The 16,125-nt window shown below is 68.8% G+C and carries 14 protein-coding genes; 7 read left to right on the forward strand and 7 right to left on the reverse strand.

What is annotated here, in order from left to right; all coding sequences use genetic code 11:
* Positions 1-21 precede the first annotated feature (21 nt).
* The 7 genes from fcl (at position 22) to AC1DF3_RS17180 (ending at position 7,690) form a co-directional block, all read left to right on the forward strand.
* Complete coding sequence (gene fcl / locus AC1DF3_RS17150; RefSeq protein ID WP_286536946.1) at positions 22-987, forward strand: GDP-L-fucose synthase; 966 nt, start codon at positions 22-24, stop codon at positions 985-987.
* A gap of 28 nt (positions 988-1,015) precedes the next feature.
* Positions 1,016-1,984 (forward strand): hypothetical protein, encoded by a 969-nt coding sequence (locus tag AC1DF3_RS17155; RefSeq protein ID WP_286536945.1) that lies wholly within the window; start codon positions 1,016-1,018, stop codon positions 1,982-1,984.
* A gap of 61 nt (positions 1,985-2,045) precedes the next feature.
* A complete protein-coding gene (locus AC1DF3_RS17160; protein WP_478140287.1) occupies positions 2,046-2,699 on the forward strand; it encodes an acyltransferase in 654 nt (217 codons plus the stop codon).
* Entirely contained in the window at positions 2,696-3,877 is a 1,182-nt protein-coding gene (locus AC1DF3_RS17165; protein ID WP_478140288.1) for a glycosyltransferase family 4 protein, read from the forward strand. The genes AC1DF3_RS17160 and AC1DF3_RS17165 overlap by 4 nt, the downstream gene beginning before the upstream one ends.
* Positions 3,874-5,217 (forward strand): hypothetical protein, encoded by a 1,344-nt coding sequence (locus tag AC1DF3_RS17170; protein ID WP_478140289.1) that lies wholly within the window; start codon positions 3,874-3,876, stop codon positions 5,215-5,217. The genes AC1DF3_RS17165 and AC1DF3_RS17170 overlap by 4 nt, the downstream gene beginning before the upstream one ends.
* Positions 5,214-6,437, forward strand: coding sequence for a glycosyltransferase (locus tag AC1DF3_RS17175; protein WP_286536941.1), 1,224 nt, complete (start codon positions 5,214-5,216; stop codon positions 6,435-6,437). Before AC1DF3_RS17170 ends, AC1DF3_RS17175 begins: the two co-directional genes overlap by 4 nt.
* Positions 6,434-7,690 (forward strand): WcaI family glycosyltransferase, encoded by a 1,257-nt coding sequence (locus AC1DF3_RS17180; RefSeq protein WP_478140290.1) that lies wholly within the window; start codon positions 6,434-6,436, stop codon positions 7,688-7,690. The genes AC1DF3_RS17175 and AC1DF3_RS17180 overlap by 4 nt, the downstream gene beginning before the upstream one ends.
* Positions 7,691-7,866: 176 nt before the next feature.
* On the opposite strand, the gene AC1DF3_RS17185 is transcribed toward AC1DF3_RS17180, so the two are convergent.
* The 7 genes from AC1DF3_RS17185 to hemC all read right to left on the reverse strand — a co-directional run bounded on the left by AC1DF3_RS17185 (position 7,867) and on the right by hemC (position 16,074).
* On the reverse strand, positions 7,867-10,119 hold the full coding sequence (locus AC1DF3_RS17185; RefSeq protein ID WP_286536939.1) for a polysaccharide biosynthesis tyrosine autokinase: 2,253 nt from the start codon (positions 10,117-10,119) through the stop codon (positions 7,867-7,869).
* The gene (locus AC1DF3_RS17190; RefSeq protein ID WP_286537038.1) at positions 10,116-10,556 is read right to left on the reverse strand and encodes a low molecular weight protein-tyrosine-phosphatase; all 441 of its coding nucleotides are present in this window, start codon (positions 10,554-10,556) and stop codon (positions 10,116-10,118) included. Before AC1DF3_RS17190 ends, AC1DF3_RS17185 begins: the two co-directional genes overlap by 4 nt.
* Positions 10,557-10,572: 16 nt before the next feature.
* On the reverse strand, positions 10,573-11,739 hold the full coding sequence (locus tag AC1DF3_RS17195; RefSeq protein ID WP_286536938.1) for a polysaccharide biosynthesis/export family protein: 1,167 nt from the start codon (positions 11,737-11,739) through the stop codon (positions 10,573-10,575).
* A 246-nt stretch (positions 11,740-11,985) separates the two neighbouring features.
* Positions 11,986-13,269, reverse strand: coding sequence for a heme biosynthesis HemY N-terminal domain-containing protein (locus tag AC1DF3_RS17200; RefSeq protein ID WP_478140291.1), 1,284 nt, complete (start codon positions 13,267-13,269; stop codon positions 11,986-11,988).
* Between the two features lie 15 nt (positions 13,270-13,284).
* Positions 13,285-14,364, reverse strand: coding sequence for a uroporphyrinogen-III C-methyltransferase (locus AC1DF3_RS17205; protein WP_286536936.1), 1,080 nt, complete (start codon positions 14,362-14,364; stop codon positions 13,285-13,287).
* The gene (locus AC1DF3_RS17210; protein ID WP_286536935.1) at positions 14,361-15,119 is read right to left on the reverse strand and encodes a uroporphyrinogen-III synthase; all 759 of its coding nucleotides are present in this window, start codon (positions 15,117-15,119) and stop codon (positions 14,361-14,363) included. The genes AC1DF3_RS17205 and AC1DF3_RS17210 overlap by 4 nt, the downstream gene beginning before the upstream one ends.
* Positions 15,120-15,138: 19 nt before the next feature.
* Positions 15,139-16,074, reverse strand: a complete 936-nt coding sequence (gene hemC / locus AC1DF3_RS17215; protein ID WP_286536934.1) for a hydroxymethylbilane synthase — start codon at positions 16,072-16,074, stop codon at positions 15,139-15,141.
* Between the last annotated feature and the right edge of the window lie 51 nt (positions 16,075-16,125).

Below are 16,125 nucleotides of genomic sequence, written 5' to 3' on the forward strand. Positions count from 1 at the left end.
CAGCGCCCTGACGAGATTTCAATGAATGAGTTGAACAAGCGGATTTTCGTCGCTGGACATCGCGGCATGGTCGGCAGCGCCATCGTGCGATGCCTCGAAGCGCGGGGCTACACCCGGATCATCACCCGCAGCCGCGACGAGCTCGACCTCACCGAGCAGGCGCAGGTGCGCGCCTTCTTCGCCGAAGAGCGCCCCGAGGAGGTCTATGTCGCGGCCGCGAAGGTCGGCGGCATCCACGCCAACAACAGCTATCCGGCCGAGTTCATCTATTCGAACCTGATGGTCGAAGCCAACCTGGTCCACGAATCGTGGCGCAGCGGCGTCGCCAGGCTGCTGTTCCTCGGCTCCAGCTGCATCTACCCGCGGCTCGCGCAGCAGCCGATGTCGGAAGACGCCCTGCTGACCGGCAAGCTCGAACCGACCAATGAGCCCTATGCGGTCGCCAAGATCGCCGGCATCAAGCTCTGCGAAAGCTACAACCGCCAGTACGGCTGCGACTTCCGCAGCGTGATGCCGACCAATCTCTACGGGCCGGGCGACAACTATCACCCGGAGAACAGCCACGTGCTGCCGGCGATGATCCGGCGCTTCCACGAAGCGAAGACCCACGGCGCGCCGAGCGTCGTGATCTGGGGTACCGGCTCGCCGAAGCGGGAGTTCCTCCACGTCGACGACATGGCGCGCGCCTGCGTGCACGTGATGGACCTGCCGCGCGAGACCTATGCCGCCCAGACCGAAGTGATGACCAGCCACCTCAACGTCGGCAGCGGGGAAGACCTGTCGATCGCCGAGCTCGCGCAGCTGGTGAGCGAGGTGGTGGGCTATCAGGGCCGCATCCACTACGACACCAGCAAGCCCGACGGCGCGCCGCGAAAGCTGCTGGACGTCTCCCGCATCCGCGGGCTCGGCTGGACGCCCGAGGTGACTTTGCGCGCCGGCATCGAGCACGCCTACGAAGATTTCTGCAGCGAAGCACTGGTCGCCTGAGGCGGCCCGTAGCGGCTGCATTCCCACCATGGGCGCCTCCTTTCTATCCCTCGTTCCGCCGGGCTCCGGCGGCGTGCGGGACTATGCGAGCGTGATCGGCCAGTCGCTGCAGGCGCCGCCGTTCGAGATGACCCGCACGACCGATATCTCGTCGCTTTCGGGCGACTGCCTGCTGCTGCATTTCAGCGGCTACGGCTACCACAAGCGCGGCGTGCCGCTCTGGCTGGTCGAGCAGGTGCGCCGCCTGCGCAGCCGCTTCCAGGCCTTCGGCGTGGTGTTCCACGAGCTGTACGCCTCCAGTCCGCCCTGGGGTTCCGCCTTCTGGCTCGGCGCCTGGCAGAAGCGGATTGCCCGCGAACTGCTCGATCTCTCGGATTTCTGGCTGACCAACCGGGAGGAGTCCGGCCGCTGGCTGCTGGCGCGGCGCGGCGCCGCACCGCATCGGGTGCTGCCCGTGTTTTCGAACGTGGGCGAGCCGGCATCGATCGACGCCGACAGGGCGCCGCACCTGGTCGTCTTCGGCGGTCCCGGCGTGCGCGCCAACGTCTATCAATGGGCCGGTGGCGAAGTGTTCGACTGCGCTCGCCGCAGGGGCCTGGTCATTCACGACATCGGACCGCCGCTGCAGGATGCCCAACTGGCGCAGCGCCTGGTCCAGGAGAAGGCCGTCGTGCACGGCAAGTTGTCGGCGCAGGCGGTCAGCCAAGCCCTCTCAGGCGCCAGCTATGGCGCCCTCTCGTATCCCCTGGACTACGCCTCGAAGAGCGGCGTGCTGGCCGCCTACAGCGCCCACGGCCTGTGCCCGATCCTGCTCTGGGAAGACTACCGGCCGCACGACGGGCTGGTCGCCAACTTCAATTACTTGCCCGGCTTCGCCGCGCTCGAAAACGTCGACGCACGCACCGTCGGCCGCCAGGCGCGCCAATGGTACGAGCCGCATTGCGTCGATGCCCATGTCGCCGCCCTCAGGGCGATGCGCAGCGAGGCCACGCGATGAGCCCCCGCCCGGCCGCTCCGAAGGGGGCTCGCACCGCAGTGCGCAGCACGGAGGTTTCCTCGTGAGCGATATCAGCTACTTGTGGAGCTTGCGCGAACGCCCGGCGCTCGGATCGCGGCGCTGGTGCATCGTCTGGGCCAAGCGGGCCCTGCATTCCGTCGCGCTGCTCAAGATCGTCATGGCGCGGCGCAGTTTCCGCGCCCGCGGGGTCCAGGTGGGCGCGCTGTCGATCCTCGACCGCTTCGCGCTCAAGGGCCCGGCCTCCCATCTGAGCGTCGGCGAGCACTGCTTCATCTCGGGCTCGACGGAAATCGTCGCCCTCGACCAGGTCCGCATCGGATCGCGCGTCGTCATCAACGACCGGGTCACGATCCTCACGGCCAGCCATCATGTCGGGGATCCGGGCTGGCGGTCTTTCAAGAAACCGGTACGCATCGACGACTACGCCTGGATCGCCGTCGGTGCAACCATCCTCCCGGGCGTCACGATCGGCTACGGTGCGGTGGTGGGCGCGGGCGCCGTGGTCGCCAAGGACGTGCCGCCGCTGGCGGTCGCCACCGGCAATCCGGCGGTCATCCGCCTGAACGCACGCCCCGCCGACCTCTGCTACGACCCGGTCGCCCTGCTCCCGCCTTTCGAGGCCTGGATCGGACGCCGTGCCGATCCGGCCGGTCCGGCGAATTCGCCCGTGCACGGCGTCGAGCCGCGGCCATGACCCCGGTCCTGGTCACCCATCCCGGGTTGCAGCATTCGCACCAGCTCGCCCTGGCGCTGTACGAGCGTTCGCTGCTGCAGTCGTTCTGGTCCGGCGTGCCGGTGGTGGCCGAAGGCGAAACGCTGCCATGGTGGCTGCCCGCCGGCTACCGCTCGAAGGTCCGCACCGTCGACATCCCGCGCGCGCTGCGGCGCCATCCGGCGCGCTTCCAGCTGGCCCTGCGGATGTCGAACCGGGTGAATCTCGGCATACCGGGTTCCGACGTGGTCCACCGCGTGTTCCATTGGTTCGACCACTGGGCCGCGCGGCAAATCCGGCAATTCAGGCCCAAGGTCGTCGTCGCCTACGAAAACGCGGCCTTCCACACCTTCCAGGCAGCCAAGGCGATCGGCGCGCGCTGCGTGCTGGATGCGGCCGCCTTCCACCACCAGACCGCGGCCCGGCTGCTGGGCACGCCGGCGACCCCCTACACGCCTGAGATCAATCGCCGCAAGGACGAGGAGATCCGGTTGGCCGACCTGATTCTGACCTGCTCGCCACTTGCCGCGGAGAGCTACACCGCGAATGGCGTGCCGGCCGACAAGGTCCGGCCCATGATGCTCGGCGCCGAGCGGCCGCTCGGCCTGCCCGGCTGGCAGGCCCATGACGGCCCGCCGCGCTTCGTCTTCGCCGGCGCGCTGAGCCGGCTCAAGTCGATCGACAGCATCGTCGCCAGCTTCCGGCGGCTGCATGCCGAAGGCATCGCCTATGACCTGGAGTTCGTCGGCGGCGTCGCCGACGCCGAGTTGCTGCGCGCGGTCCTGGCCACGCCCCATGCCCGCCATACGCCGAACGTGCCGCAGGGCGAGCTGTTCTCGATTCTCGCGCGCGCCGACTGCCTGCTGCTGCCCTCGCGCTTCGATTCGTTCGGCATGGTGGTCGCCGAGGCCATGGCATGCGGCACACCCGCCGTGGTCTCGACGAACACCGGCGCCAAGGCGATGATCGAGGCCTTTCCGGGCAGTGGCTGGATCGTCGAGCCGGGGGTGGAGTCGTTGCACGCACAGTTGCGGCAACTGGCGCAAAGGCCCGAGCAGTTGCATGCGGCCCGGTCCATGGCGCGCCAGTCCGGCGATGCCTTTTCGTGGGCCAGCTATCGACAGCGGGCCGGAGAGTTGTTCGAGGAATTTGTTCAATGAGTACGACCGCCTCCTTCTCGCACGCAGCGGCGCGGCCGGCGTCGATAACCCGTGCGGGCAAGGCCTTCATCGCGGTGTTCCTGATCGTCGTGCTGGAGGGCGCGGTGCGCAAATGGGTGGCCTCGTCGGCCACCTTGCCGATGTTGCTGGTGCGCGACCTGCTGGCCATCTACGTGATCGGCTATGCCCTGCGCAACGGCGCCCTGCGGCGGCAGAAGGGCATCACCCAGGCACTGCTCGCATGGTCATGCCTGGTCATCGCCTGGGGCTTGCTGCAGCTCGTCGTCGGCGAGAGTTCGCCGACAGTGCTGCTGATCGGGCTGCGCTTCTGGCTGCTGTACATCTGGTTCGGGGTGGCCGCCGCCGCCACGATGAACGAAGCCGACTACCGGGCTGCGTTGAGGGTCGCGGCCTGGAGCTTGCTGCTGATGGCCCCGCTGGCCGTGCTGCAGCATTTCTCTCCTCCGGGCGCACGCATCAACAACCAGATCGACGGCGATGAGTCCGACATCTTTCTGGTGATCGCCGACGTCGTGCGGACCACCGGCACCTTCAGCTTCACGGCCGGCTTCACGACCTACCTGGCGCTGATGGCGCCGCTTGTGTTCGCGGTCGTCGGGGCGCGCAAGCGGCCCGGGCGCCAGACGCTGTTCGCGGCGGCGCTGTTCGCCGCCTTCGTGGTCTCGAGCATGGTGAGCGGCTCGCGCGCCGCCGTCATCCTGTCCGGCCTGGTGATCGTCGCCTACTTCATCGGCCGGCTCTTGCTGGCGCGGAGCAAGTCCAGGACCGGGGCGATCGTGGGCGTCATTGCCGGGATCCTGCTGCTCGCCGTTCTGCTCTACGCCTTCCGCGGTGCGATCGCCATCACCGAGCAACGGTTCCAGGAGGCTGCCGAGGTCGAGACGTTCTGGGGCCGCATCTTCACCATCTTCATCGGCCAATCCGTGGCGTTCGACAACTTCTCCTGGATCGGCTACGGCATCGGACTGGGCTCCAACCTGGCCAACTATGTGCGCACCGGCAGCACCGGCGCCTTCGCGCTGGCCGAAGTCGAGGCCAGCCGGATCCTGCTCGAGGGCGGCCTGATCGGCTACGTGTTCACCGTCTTCAAGGTGGGCGTCATCGTCATGGGTGTCCGCAAGGCCTGGCGACTGTCGAGGCGCCTGCACTCGGCCTACCCGATCCTGCTGTGGGCGGTCGTCACGCTCGCGCTGTTGACCTGGTCGGCCATCGGCCAGCTGACGGCCCACGGCCTGCTGGGACTCATGCTGGCTTTCGGCCTGCTCGTGTTCCGGCATCCGACGGTCGAGTTCTTTGCTCCTCGCCGTCCATCCGCGTGAAGTTCCTCCATCTGATTCCCAAGGTCGATCCTCGCGCCGGCGGAGCGATCGAGGGCGTGCTGCGCATCCATGAGGCGCTGGTCGCGCTCGGCCACGAGAGCGAGCTGGTGTCGCTCGACGATCCATCGGCACCCTGGGTTCGCGAGTGCCCGGCGCCGCTCCACCCGCTGGGCCCCTCGCGCGGCGCTTACCAGTACAACCCCGATGCGGTCGCGTGGCTGCGCGCCCACGCCGGCCGCTACGACGCGGTGATCGTCAACGGCCTTTGGCAATACGCCAGCTTCGCGGCCTGGCGGGCCTTGCGTTCGGCGCCCACGCCCTATTTCGTCTACACCCACGGCATGCTCGATCCGTGGTTCAAGCGACGCTATCCGCTCAAGCACCTGAAAAAGTGGTTGTACTGGCCCTGGGCGGAGTACCGCGTGCTGCGGGATGCGGCGGCAGTGATCTTCACCTGCGAGGAAGAACGCCTGCTCGCCCGCCAGTCCTTCTGGCTCTACCGTGCCCGGGAAGTGGTCGGCTCGTACGGCACCTCCGAGCCGCCTTCGGATGCCGCCGGCCTGAGCGAGGCCTTCCTGGCCCGCTTTCCCGAGCTTCGGGGCCAGCGCTCGCTGCTGTATCTCGGGCGCATCCACGAAAAGAAGGGCGGCGACCTGCTGGTCGACGCATTCGCCCGTGTCGCTGCCGATTCGCCGGGACTTCGACTTGTGATGGCCGGGCCAGGCGACGAGCGCCTGGTGGCGCAACTTCAGAACCGCGCCGCCGAACTCGGCGTGGCAGGGCGGATCACCTGGACCGGCATGCTGCAGGGCGACCTCAAATGGGGCGCTTTCCATTCGGCGGACGCATTCTGCCTGCCCTCGCACCAGGAGAACTTCGGCATCGCCGTGGTCGAGGCGCTGGCCTGTGGCAAGCCCGTCCTGATCAGCGACAAGGTGAACATCTGGCGCGAGATCGTGCAGGACGGCGCCGGCCTGGTGGCCCCGGACACATTGGCCGGCACGGTCGACACGCTGCAGCGCTGGCTGGCGCTGACGCCGGCCGAGGCCGCGGCCATGCGGCTCGCGGCCCGGCAGTCGTTCCGCGATCGCTTCCAGGTCGAGCAGGTGGCGCAAGGGCTGGTCCGGATCGTGAGTGAACGAGCGCCGGGGTCGGGCAGCGCTGCGCCGCCGCCCGATCCGCGCCCTGCCAAGGCTGCCATGCTGCCCGAGGGTCAATGAAACTTCTCGTCTACGGAATCAACTTCGCACCCGAACTGACCGGGATCGGCAAATACACAGGCGAGATGGTGGCCTGGCTCGCGGCCAGGGGGCATGAGGTCCGCGTCGTGACAGCCCCGCCCTACTACCCGCATTGGTCGGTCCGGCCGGGCTACAGCGGATCGCGCTACGCCCGCGAGGACTGGCACGGCGCCACCGTCTTTCGCACGCCGCTGTGGGTGCCGCGCAAGGTGACCGGGTTGAAGCGGCTGGTCCACCTGGCGAGCTTTGCGCTGTCGAGCCTGCCCGCGCTGCTTGCCCAATGGCGCTGGAAACCCGACGTCGTGTGGGTGACCGAGCCGCCGCTGTTCTGCTCGCCGGCGGCGCTGGCCTTCGCCCGGCTGCGCTCGGCGAAAGCGTGGCTGCACATCCAGGACTACGAGGTCGACGCGGCGTTCGAGCTCGGCCTGCTCAAGGGCGACCGCGTGCGTTCGATCGTGGCCGCGACGGAGCGCGGCCTGATGCGGCGCTTCGACCGCATCTCGACCATCTCGTCGCACATGATGGAGCGCGCCAGCAGCAAGGGCACCGACGCCGAGCGGCTGGTCTCGCTGCCGAACTGGGCCGACGTGTCGGCGGTGCAGCCACTGCGGGCGGCCAGCCCCTATCGCGCCGAGCTGGGCATCGCGCACGATGCCGTGGTGGCGCTCTATTCGGGCAACATGGGCGCCAAGCAGGGCCTCGAGCTGCTGGCCGAGATGGCGCAGCTGCTGCAGGGGCGGCCTGGTCTCGAGTTTGTGTTCTGCGGCAACGGCGCCGGCCGCGCCGACCTGATGCAGCGCTGCGAGAAGCTCGCGAACGTGCGCTTCCTCGACCTCCAGCCGGTCGAGCGCCTGGGCGACCTGCTGGGCCTTGCCGACATCCATCTGCTGCCGCAGCGCGCGGATGCTGCCGACCTCGTGATGCCGTCCAAGCTCACCGGCATGCTCAGCAGCGGCCGCCCGGTGGTCGCCGGCGCGAGGCCCGAAACCGAACTCGGCAAAGTCGCTTCGCAATGCGGCATCGCCGTGGCCCCGGACGACGCCCGCGCCTTCGCGGATGCGGTGCTGACGCTGGCCTACCAGCCCGATCTGCGCCGCGAACTGAGCCTGCGCGCCCGCGCCTTCGCCGAAGCCAACTTCGACCGCGACGCCGTGCTCGCCCGTTTCGAGAGGGACCTCGAAGCCTGCATCGGCATCCCCACAACAAAAAGAGCCGGCGAAGCCCGGCTCTAGCTGGTGAAACACCGCGGAACCGGCTTTGCCGGGCCGCTGGTGTTGCCCCCGGTAGGGGGCTGAGGAGCCGCGGCTCCAAGCCTGCCTGCGCAGGCTTGGACTGCTCCGAAGGGCCGCTGCCTCTGGCAGCGACTCGAGGCGCCCGGACACGAAGTGCCGGGCAACCTGGGGGCGAGCTATTGCTCTTCGGGCAGGATGCTCTCGTAGTTGTAGCTGGTGTAGCGGTAGCGGCCGTACTTGTAGGCGGCGTAGGTCCTGCGATTGACGTTCATGCCGTTCAGCAGCACGCCGGTCGCCGCCTTGCCGCCCATGGCCAGGCGTCGGGTGCTCTCCTTCAGCTCGCCCATCGTCGACAGGTTGGCGCGCGCCACCAGCAGCACGGTGCCCACGTGCGTCGCCACCGTGCTGGTGTCGGCGGCGACCAGCACCGGCGGCGCGTCGATGACCACCAGGTCGTACTGCTCGGAGAGGCGTTCGAGGTTCGACTTGAACGAGTCCGACACCAGCAGCTCGGCGGGGTTGGGCGGCAACTGGCCGGTCGCCAGGAAGTCCAGGCTGGGCACCACCTGGCGGTGCACGGTCTGCTGAATCGTCAAGCTGCCGGCGATCAGCTCGGACAGGCCTCCATGGCGCTGCAGGCCGAAGTACTGATGCGTGTGGCCGCGCCGCAGGTCGGCGTCGATCAACAGCGTGCGGCGGCCGGCAGCGGCCATCAGCGCGGCGAAATTGGCGGCGACGAAGCTCTTGCCCACGCCCGGCGTCGGTCCGGTGATGAGCACCCGGTTGTTGGGCGATTCGAGCATCGCGAACTGCATGGCGGTTCGCAGGCTGCGCAGGCTTTCGACGGCCGGATCGTCGGCCTTCTCGATCGTCAGCAGGCGCACCCCGGTCGCGCCGCTCAGGCGCCGCGCCGCGATCGCCTCCTGCGCCGGGCTCATGGGAATGGTCGAGAACACGGGCAGGCCGATGTCGGCCTCGACCTCGTGCGGATCCCGCAGGCGCTGCTCGATGAAGGCGTTTCGCAGGAAGGCGGCGCAGATGCCGAGGAACAGGCCCAGTGCCAGCGCCGAGGCGACGATGACCTTGCGGTTCGGCTTGATCGGGTACGACGGCGGGATCGCCTCGTCGAGCACCCGGACGTTGCCCACCTTGCCCTCCTTGACCAGCCGCAGCTGCATGGCGTTGTTGAGCAGGGATTGGTAGAGCTCGGTGTTCACCTTGACGTCGCGCTCCATGCGCACCGCTTCCTGTTGGAGGGCCGGCAGCCCCTTGATGCGGATCTGGACGTTGGCGATGTCCGAGCGCAGCGCCGCGATCTGGCCATCCAGCGTCTGCACCAGCGGGTGATTGGCGGTGAAGCGCGCTTCGAGTTCCCGCCGACGCTGCTCGGCGTCCAGCAATTTGCTCTGGCGGTCGACCGCCTGGGCAAGGACCGACGACGCCTCCTCGGTGAAGGAGACCATCCCCTTCTGGTTGCGGAAGCGGTTGTAGGTTTCTTCGGCCGCTTCCATCTGGCGCTTGTACTGGGGCAGTTGGACATCCAGGAAGGCGAGCGTCTTGCGCGCTTCGGCCGCCTTGCGCTCGACGTTCTGCAGCACGTACTGCTCACCCACGGCATTCAGGACCTGTGCCGCCCGGTCGGGATTGCTGTCCTGCAGCGTCACGTTGATGATGCCCGAGGACTTGCCGCGTTCGCTCAGCCCGAGCCCGGCCTGCAACCCCAGCGCGGTCGGCAGCGTGCCGAGGCGCTGCAGGTTGAACTCGGCGCCCGGCTTGCCGGCCAGCCGGCTGATCGTGAGCTCGATCGGCCCGGCCGCCGTCTGCGCCTTCAGCGGCGCGCCGACCGTGCCGCTCAAGGGCTTGGACAGCATCGGGGAGGCCAGCGTGTACTGGCCGCCTTCCTGGGCGGTCACCGTGAAGAGCGAACCTTCCAGCGATTTCGGAACATCGAACTGCGACACCTCGATCAGTTCCCGCCCCGACACATAGCCGCCGAAGCCGAGGAATCCAGGGTCGGAGAGCCCCGTCGATCGCCGCGCCAGCCAGCCGCCGACATAGGGGACGTAGCGGGGACTGGCCACGATGTAGAGCTTGATCGCCTCGACCGCCTTGCCGGCGATCATGCGCGACCGGATGATCTCCATTTCTGCAGAGCCCGGCGTCTTGACGTCGAACAGCGCGCCGCCGGCTTCGCTCAAGATCCCCTTGCTGCCTTCGGGATCTTCCACCTGAATCACCAGGGTGGACTCGTAGATCGGCCGCTCGAGGAGCGCATACACCACGCCGCCCAGGAAGACGACCAGCGTGATGAAGGCGATGAGCCACTTGTTCGCCACCAGCACTTCGATGTAGTGCCCGATGTTGAAATCCTGCTCCTCCGCCGTATCGAACGAACTGGGATTGGATTTGGGGGTGAGTGTGGAATTCATCGACTGGATACTCTTGAAATGCGTTGGACCCATTGCTGGGTGCCGTCTTCGATAAGCGTCAGCGCACGCTCGAAAGAGGCGCGACCGGCACCATACGGGTCCGGCACGTCCTGATCGCTGAACTCACACAGGCGAAATACCTTGCCGGCGGCAAAAAGATAGCGCTCCTCGACCGACCGGCGCTGCTTGCCGTCCATGACCAGAATCAGGTCGGCGCGCTGGCAGGCATCGAGGCCGATCTGCTTCGCGCGATGCGATTCGATGGAGATGCCGTGCTGGCGCATCAGGTCGCGCGCGATCTCGTCCGCCGGCTCCCCCACCATGGCGGCCAGCCCTGCGGACGCGACCTGCGCATCGGGCAGCGCCGCGGCGAGCAGGCCTTCGGCCATCGGACTGCGGCAGATGTTCCCGATGCACACGACGAGGATGTTCCGGATGGTCACGATCGGTCCGCTATCGGCTGCCGGAGGTGCTGCCGCCGCGATAAAGATACGAATACCCGTACGAGGTCGACGGCAGGATCAGGTTCAGCACCCGGTTCCACTGCACCAGCGGCACTGGATCGACATAGACCACGTCCTTCGGCCGGAGGGCGAAGCCATCGGCCATGGCGATGGCCGTCGGCGTGCGTGCGTTGAGATGGAAGATCGACTGGCCGCCCTTCGCTTCGTTGCGGATCACATAGATCTGCAGCGGATTGGCCGTGTTCAGGTTGACGCCGCCCACCTCGATCAAGGCATCGCTCAGGCTGAGCCGGCCGTTGCGCATGAGGACGCCCATTTGAGTCGTCACCTCACCCATCACCACGACCTTGCTTTCTTCGCGGCTGCGCACGTACAGCATGTCGCCCGGCTTCAGGGGAATGCGGCTGGGGTCGATGCCGGCATCCGCCATCGCCACCAGATTGAGCTGCGTCATCTTGCCGTCGCGCGTGAGCATGATGGCGGAACGGTCGCCGTTGGGAGACACGCCGCCGGCGCGATTGAGCGCCTCCGCGAGCGTCATCGGGATGTCGCTGAAGAGCATCAGGCCCGGTGTCCGGATCTCACCGTCCATGTAGGCGCGCTTGCTGCGGAAGGCGTTGACGCGCACGCTCAGCTGCGGGTCCCGGTAGACGCGCGACAGGCGCTTGACGAGGGCGGCCTCCGCCTCCTCGATGGTCATGCCCGAGACCACCAGCGAACCGATGTACGGAAAGCTCAACTGGCCCGTGGCCGAAACGATGTAGCCGGGCGCAGCCGCCACGCTGGCACCGTCGCCCCCGCCAGAGGGCGGGGCGCCCGAACTGTAGGAAATCTCGGGGTGGTCCAGGACCGCGATACCCAGGACGTCGCCGGGCCCGATTCGATATGGCCCGGTCTCGCCGACCAGCTTCATGACTTCGGGACCGAGCGTCGTCGCCTGGGTGGCCGCGCGTTGAGCCCGGATCAGTTCGGGGGTAATTTCGGTCAAGGCACCCGCTGGCGGCGGATCGATGTCGGCCGTGGAAAAGCCCGAAGGCGAAACGGCCGACGCGGCATCATTGCTCGCTGAACTGAAGCCCGGCGCCAGCGGCGCACAGCCTTGAACCAGCAAGCCCACCGAAGCCAGCAGCGCGACATGTAGTAAAAAATGCTTCAAGTGCAGCTCCGCATCGTGACCCTGGAATGAATACTTTTGCAAACAGTTACGACTGTACATCAGTATGGGCGCGGGTTTCAAACCCTTTGTCGGCTTAGAGCATAAGGCAGAGAAATTGTCCTACAAGATGCTGAAATAGCACGATTCCGGGCATTTTCCAAGCCGGTGCAATCTTGCAATGCAGCAAGACCCGGCTTCGGGTGCTATTGATTCAATAGCAGCAGAACCAACAGCAGCAAGCCGCGCTCAGGGGGTCTCTGTTTGGGCCGCACGTTTCCAGGCGGCCGATGCCTGGTCGGCATCGTCGCGCGCTTCGGCCAGTTGCGCCAGCGCCTGCCATGCCCTGCGATGTAGGTTGGCGTCCTGCAGGGCCAATCCGGCCTGTGTGAGCAACTGTTGCGCCTTGCCCCACAGCTGGCGCTTCATGCACGCCATGCCGGCCAGATACTGCAGGTTGGCATCGCGCGGGTTGTTCCGCTGCGCGGATTCGATGCGTGCCAGCCAGTCGGCATCGACCGAGTCGAGGCCGGCTTCGAGCGCACGGACCAGTTTCACGCGCAAGGATTCGCCCAGGCCCTGCGGATGCTGGACCATGCGCTCCCAGACCGGCAGCAGCCAGGCCCGCGCCAAGGTCAGGTCGCCGCGCAACGCCACCATCCGCTGGGCCGCATGGATGGCGACCTCGGGCATCTCGCGCTCCGAGGGTTCGAACTCGCTCCAGGCGCGCAGCAACTGGGCCGGATCGTGGGCGCCCGACAGCAGCTCGGTGGCGAGGCCGCGCACGATGCTCTGCGCAGCCGCCTCCGAGAAGGCCCGGTGCTTGGCCAGCAGCCGGGCGGTCTCGAGGGCTTCCAGCGTGCGCCGGTCCTGGCGCGCGGCCTTCAAGCGCAGCCGCAGTGCCAGCGTGCGCCTCTGCGCGCCCAGCGGCAGCTCGCCGAGCCGCGCCAGGGCGGCCGGGGCGTCACGATCGTCGAGCGCCCAGCGGGCCGCGCGCAGCTGCACGCCCTCCCGCGTTTCGGGCGAGAGCTGCGGGCCGCGCTCGGCGCTTTCGTTGAGCGCCTGCTGCAGATGCGCATCGCGTGCCGGACGGTCCTGCAGCGATTGCGCGCTCTCGGCCGCCAGCRGGTGCGCGATCACGCGGACCTGCAGCGCCTGCGGCAGCCGGGCGTCGAGCGCGGCCAGCCGACGCTCCTGCGACAGGGCCGCCTGGGCCGCCTTGCGGGCCCGGGAGAAGCGCCCGGCAAGCAACTGCGCCGCGGCATCGAGCAGCGCCGCATGCAGCGCACGCTCCTTTTGCTGCAGCCGCCACTGGCGCGCCTGCTTGGGCAGCGAGAACAGGGCGGCCAATCCGCGCAGCGCCAGGTGCAGCAGCACGAAGGCCGCAAACAGCAGCAGCAGCACCAGGTTCAGCGACAGGTCGACCCGCCAGGGCGGCCAGAAGACAGTGATCGTGCCCTGGTTGTTGCCGGCGAACAGCGCCACCGCGGCGGCGATGCCGAACAGGGCCAGGAACCAGAGGGCGGCGCGCATGGCTTCAGGCCCGCCCTAGCGCCCTGCGGCCGCCGTGGCGAGCGCGGCCAGGGTCTCGTCGACCCGTGGCGGCTCGCTGGTGCGGATCTGCGCCTGCACCTGCTGCACCAGCGTGGCCGCGGCCTGGACCCGGCGCGAGGCCGGATCGAAGTAGCGGTTGATCGCCGCCGAGACGGTCGCCATTTCGCCGCGCGCCGTGTCGACCTGCCGTGACAGCAGCGCCAGCCGGGCGTTGAGCAGCTTGAGCTTGAGGTTCTCGCGCAGGAAGAAAGTCTGTTCGGGCGTCAGCAGCACCGCCTCGGGCCGCTCGATGCGCCCCACCCGCAGCAGCGAGCGGGCCTCGGTGCGCACCATCATCAGGAAGCGCTGCCACCAGGGTGCATTGGCCGGCAGCGGCTCGACCTGCAAGGTGTCGAGCCCGCCGCCGCGCGCCGCCACGGCGTTGAGCGCCGGCAGGTCGTCGACCATGCGCATCAGTTCGTCGAGCTTCTGGAGCGCTTCGCCGTTGTCGGCGCTGGCGCTGCTGCGCAGCCGGTCGGCGTCATGCTGCATGGCGCGCTGCAGCGGCGCCAGCCGCGGTTGCCCGGCCCGGGCGATGCGCGTGTCGCCGGCCTTGAGCGCGGCCAGCAGCGGCTGCACGTTGCCGGTGACCTGGGCCTGCTGCAGGGCCAGCCGCACGGCCGCCTCGATGTCGACCACGAGGTTCTCGTCGCGCGAGCGCGACAGGCTCTGCATCAGCTCCTCGAGCTGGGAGCGCTGCAGCGCCACTTCGCCGACCCGGGTCTCGGCCAGCGCCAGCCGGGCGGCCGTGTCGCGCACGACCTCCTGCGCCTGGCGCGCCAGGGTGCGGGCCTCCAGCGACTGCGCCAGCGCATCCGCGCTCTGGCGGGCCAGTTGCTCCTGCATGCCGCTGACCTTCTGCCACAGCGCGAGCGCCATCAGCAGGGCCACCACGGCGACCAGTGCGAGCAGGCCGAACGCGAGCCGCGACAGCAGCGCCGCCGCGGCCGAATGGCCGAGCGGCAACGCAGCCGGCACCGGCGCGCGCGATGCGGGTTCCGGCAAGGGCTCGTTGAAGACGGGAGCGTCGCTCATGCCAGGGATTCTATCGACGCGACCAAGGCCGACAGCGATGGACGCGAGACCTCCACGCGGCCGAAACCGGCAGCGCGCGCGGCTTCGGCGATGCGCTCGTGGGTGACCAGCGCACGGGCCTGCTGCCAGTCGGCGGCCGGCATCAGGCGGCACAGATTGGCGATCGCCTCCGAGCTGCTGAAGAGCCAGGCGGCGGCCCCGCTGGCGCCCTCGGCCGCCAACCGGCGCTCGGCCTCGCCGAAGGGCGGCGGCAAGCGCCGGTAGGCGGCCACCGCATCGCAGGCGCCGCCCTGGGCCAGGATCTCGCGGGCCAGCCAGTCACGTCCCGTGGCCTGCCCCGTGGCATCGCCGCCGCGGACGATCAGGATCCGGACGCCCGGACGAACCTGGTCCGCCACGCGGGCCCAGAGCTGCTCGGAATCGAACTGCGCCGCATCGGCGGGCGGCGCGTCGATCGCCGCCGGCGGCACACCGGCCGCATGCAGCCCGCGCACGGTGCCGGGACCGGTGGCCCAGAAGCGCAGGCGCGCAGGCAGCGGCAGGTCGATGCCGCGAAAGAAGTGCTCGGCCGCCGCGGCGCTGACGAACATCAGCGCGTCGTAGCCCGACAGCCGCCGCCAGGCGGCCTGCAGCGGCGCGGGGTCTTCGAGCGGCGCGATCGCGATCAGGGGCAGCGCCACGGCGTCCACGCCGGCGGCGCGCAGGTCGTCCACCCAGCGCGCGGCTTCCGAGGCCGGTCGTGTGATCAGCAGCATGGACAAACCGAAAGAGGCCTCATCCCTGCAGCAGACGTGCCGCGGCCTCGCCCAGCGCCGTGGCCTGGGCTGCATCGGCGGCCTCGGCCACCAGTTGGGCCCGCACCAGCGGCGTCAGGCCTTCGGGGTCGCCCAGCGCGGCGTCGATGCGCAGGCGGCCGTCGGGCTGCCAGCGCGCGTGGGCCGCCAGCGGCATCGAGCAGCTGCCGCCCATCGTGCGGCTGACGGCGCGCTCGGCGGCGGTCGCGAGGCCGTCGCGGCGGCTGTCGAGGGGCGCCAGCAGCGCCAGCAGATCGGCCCGCTCGGTCCGGACCTCGATGCCGAGCGCACCCTGCCCCGCCGCCGGCAGCATCGTGTCGGGTTCGAAGCATTCGCGGATGCGGCTTTCCAGCGCCAACCGCTTGAGCCCGGCGGCGGCCAGCACGATGGCGTCGTACTGGCCCTCGTCGAGCTTGCGCAGCCGGGTGTCGAGGTTGCCGCGCAGGGGCTCGATGCGCAGGTCGGGCCTGAGCGCGCGCAGCAGCACCACGCGACGCAGGCTGGAGGTGCCGACCACCGCACCCTGCGGCAGCTCGGCGAGCGAGGCGTAGCGCGGCGACACCAGCGCATCGCGCGGGTCTTCGCGCTCGAGCACGCAGGCCAGCGCGAAGCCCTCGGGCAGGTCCATCGGCACGTCCTTGAGCGAATGCACCGCGATGTCGGCACGCCCGTCTTCGAGCGCGGTTTCGAGTTCCTTGACGAACAGGCCCTTGCCGCCGACCTTGCTGAGCGAGCGGTCCAGGATCTGGTCGCCGCGGGTGGTCATGCCCAGCAGTTCGACCGTGTGGCCCTGTTCTTGCAGGAGCGCCTTGACGTGTTCGGCCTGCCACATGGCCAGGCGGCTTTCGCGCGTGGCGATCACGATGTTGCTCAAGACCGTTTTCCAAATGAGAAAGAGACCGGAGGATGCTAGCATGTTGCGCCGCAGCAACGTCGGCGCATCCCCAGTCCCCGAGGAGAAGTTTCG

The sequence above is a fragment of the Variovorax sp. 10N432 genome (genome assembly GCF_056394465.1).

What these genes read in the sequence shown, in the direction of transcription:
- AC1DF3_RS17165 (WP_478140288.1), top strand. Translation starts at nt 2,696, where the DNA reads ATGACCCCGGTCCTGGTCACCCATCCCGGGTTGCAGCATTCGCACCAG.
- AC1DF3_RS17155 (WP_286536945.1), top strand. Translation starts at nt 1,016, where the DNA reads ATGGGCGCCTCCTTTCTATCCCTCGTTCCGCCGGGCTCCGGCGGCGTG.
- AC1DF3_RS17205 (WP_286536936.1), bottom strand. Translation starts at nt 14,364, where the DNA reads ATGAGCGACGCTCCCGTCTTCAACGAGCCCTTGCCGGAACCCGCATCG.
- AC1DF3_RS17185 (WP_286536939.1), bottom strand. Translation starts at nt 10,119, where the DNA reads ATGAATTCCACACTCACCCCCAAATCCAATCCCAGTTCGTTCGATACG.
- AC1DF3_RS17180 (WP_478140290.1), top strand. Translation starts at nt 6,434, where the DNA reads ATGAAACTTCTCGTCTACGGAATCAACTTCGCACCCGAACTGACCGGG.
- fcl (WP_286536946.1), top strand. Translation starts at nt 22, where the DNA reads ATGAATGAGTTGAACAAGCGGATTTTCGTCGCTGGACATCGCGGCATG.
- AC1DF3_RS17210 (WP_286536935.1), bottom strand. Translation starts at nt 15,119, where the DNA reads ATGCTGCTGATCACACGACCGGCCTCGGAAGCCGCGCGCTGGGTGGAC.
- hemC (WP_286536934.1), bottom strand. Translation starts at nt 16,074, where the DNA reads ATGCTAGCATCCTCCGGTCTCTTTCTCATTTGGAAAACGGTCTTGAGC.
- AC1DF3_RS17170 (WP_478140289.1), top strand. Translation starts at nt 3,874, where the DNA reads ATGAGTACGACCGCCTCCTTCTCGCACGCAGCGGCGCGGCCGGCGTCG.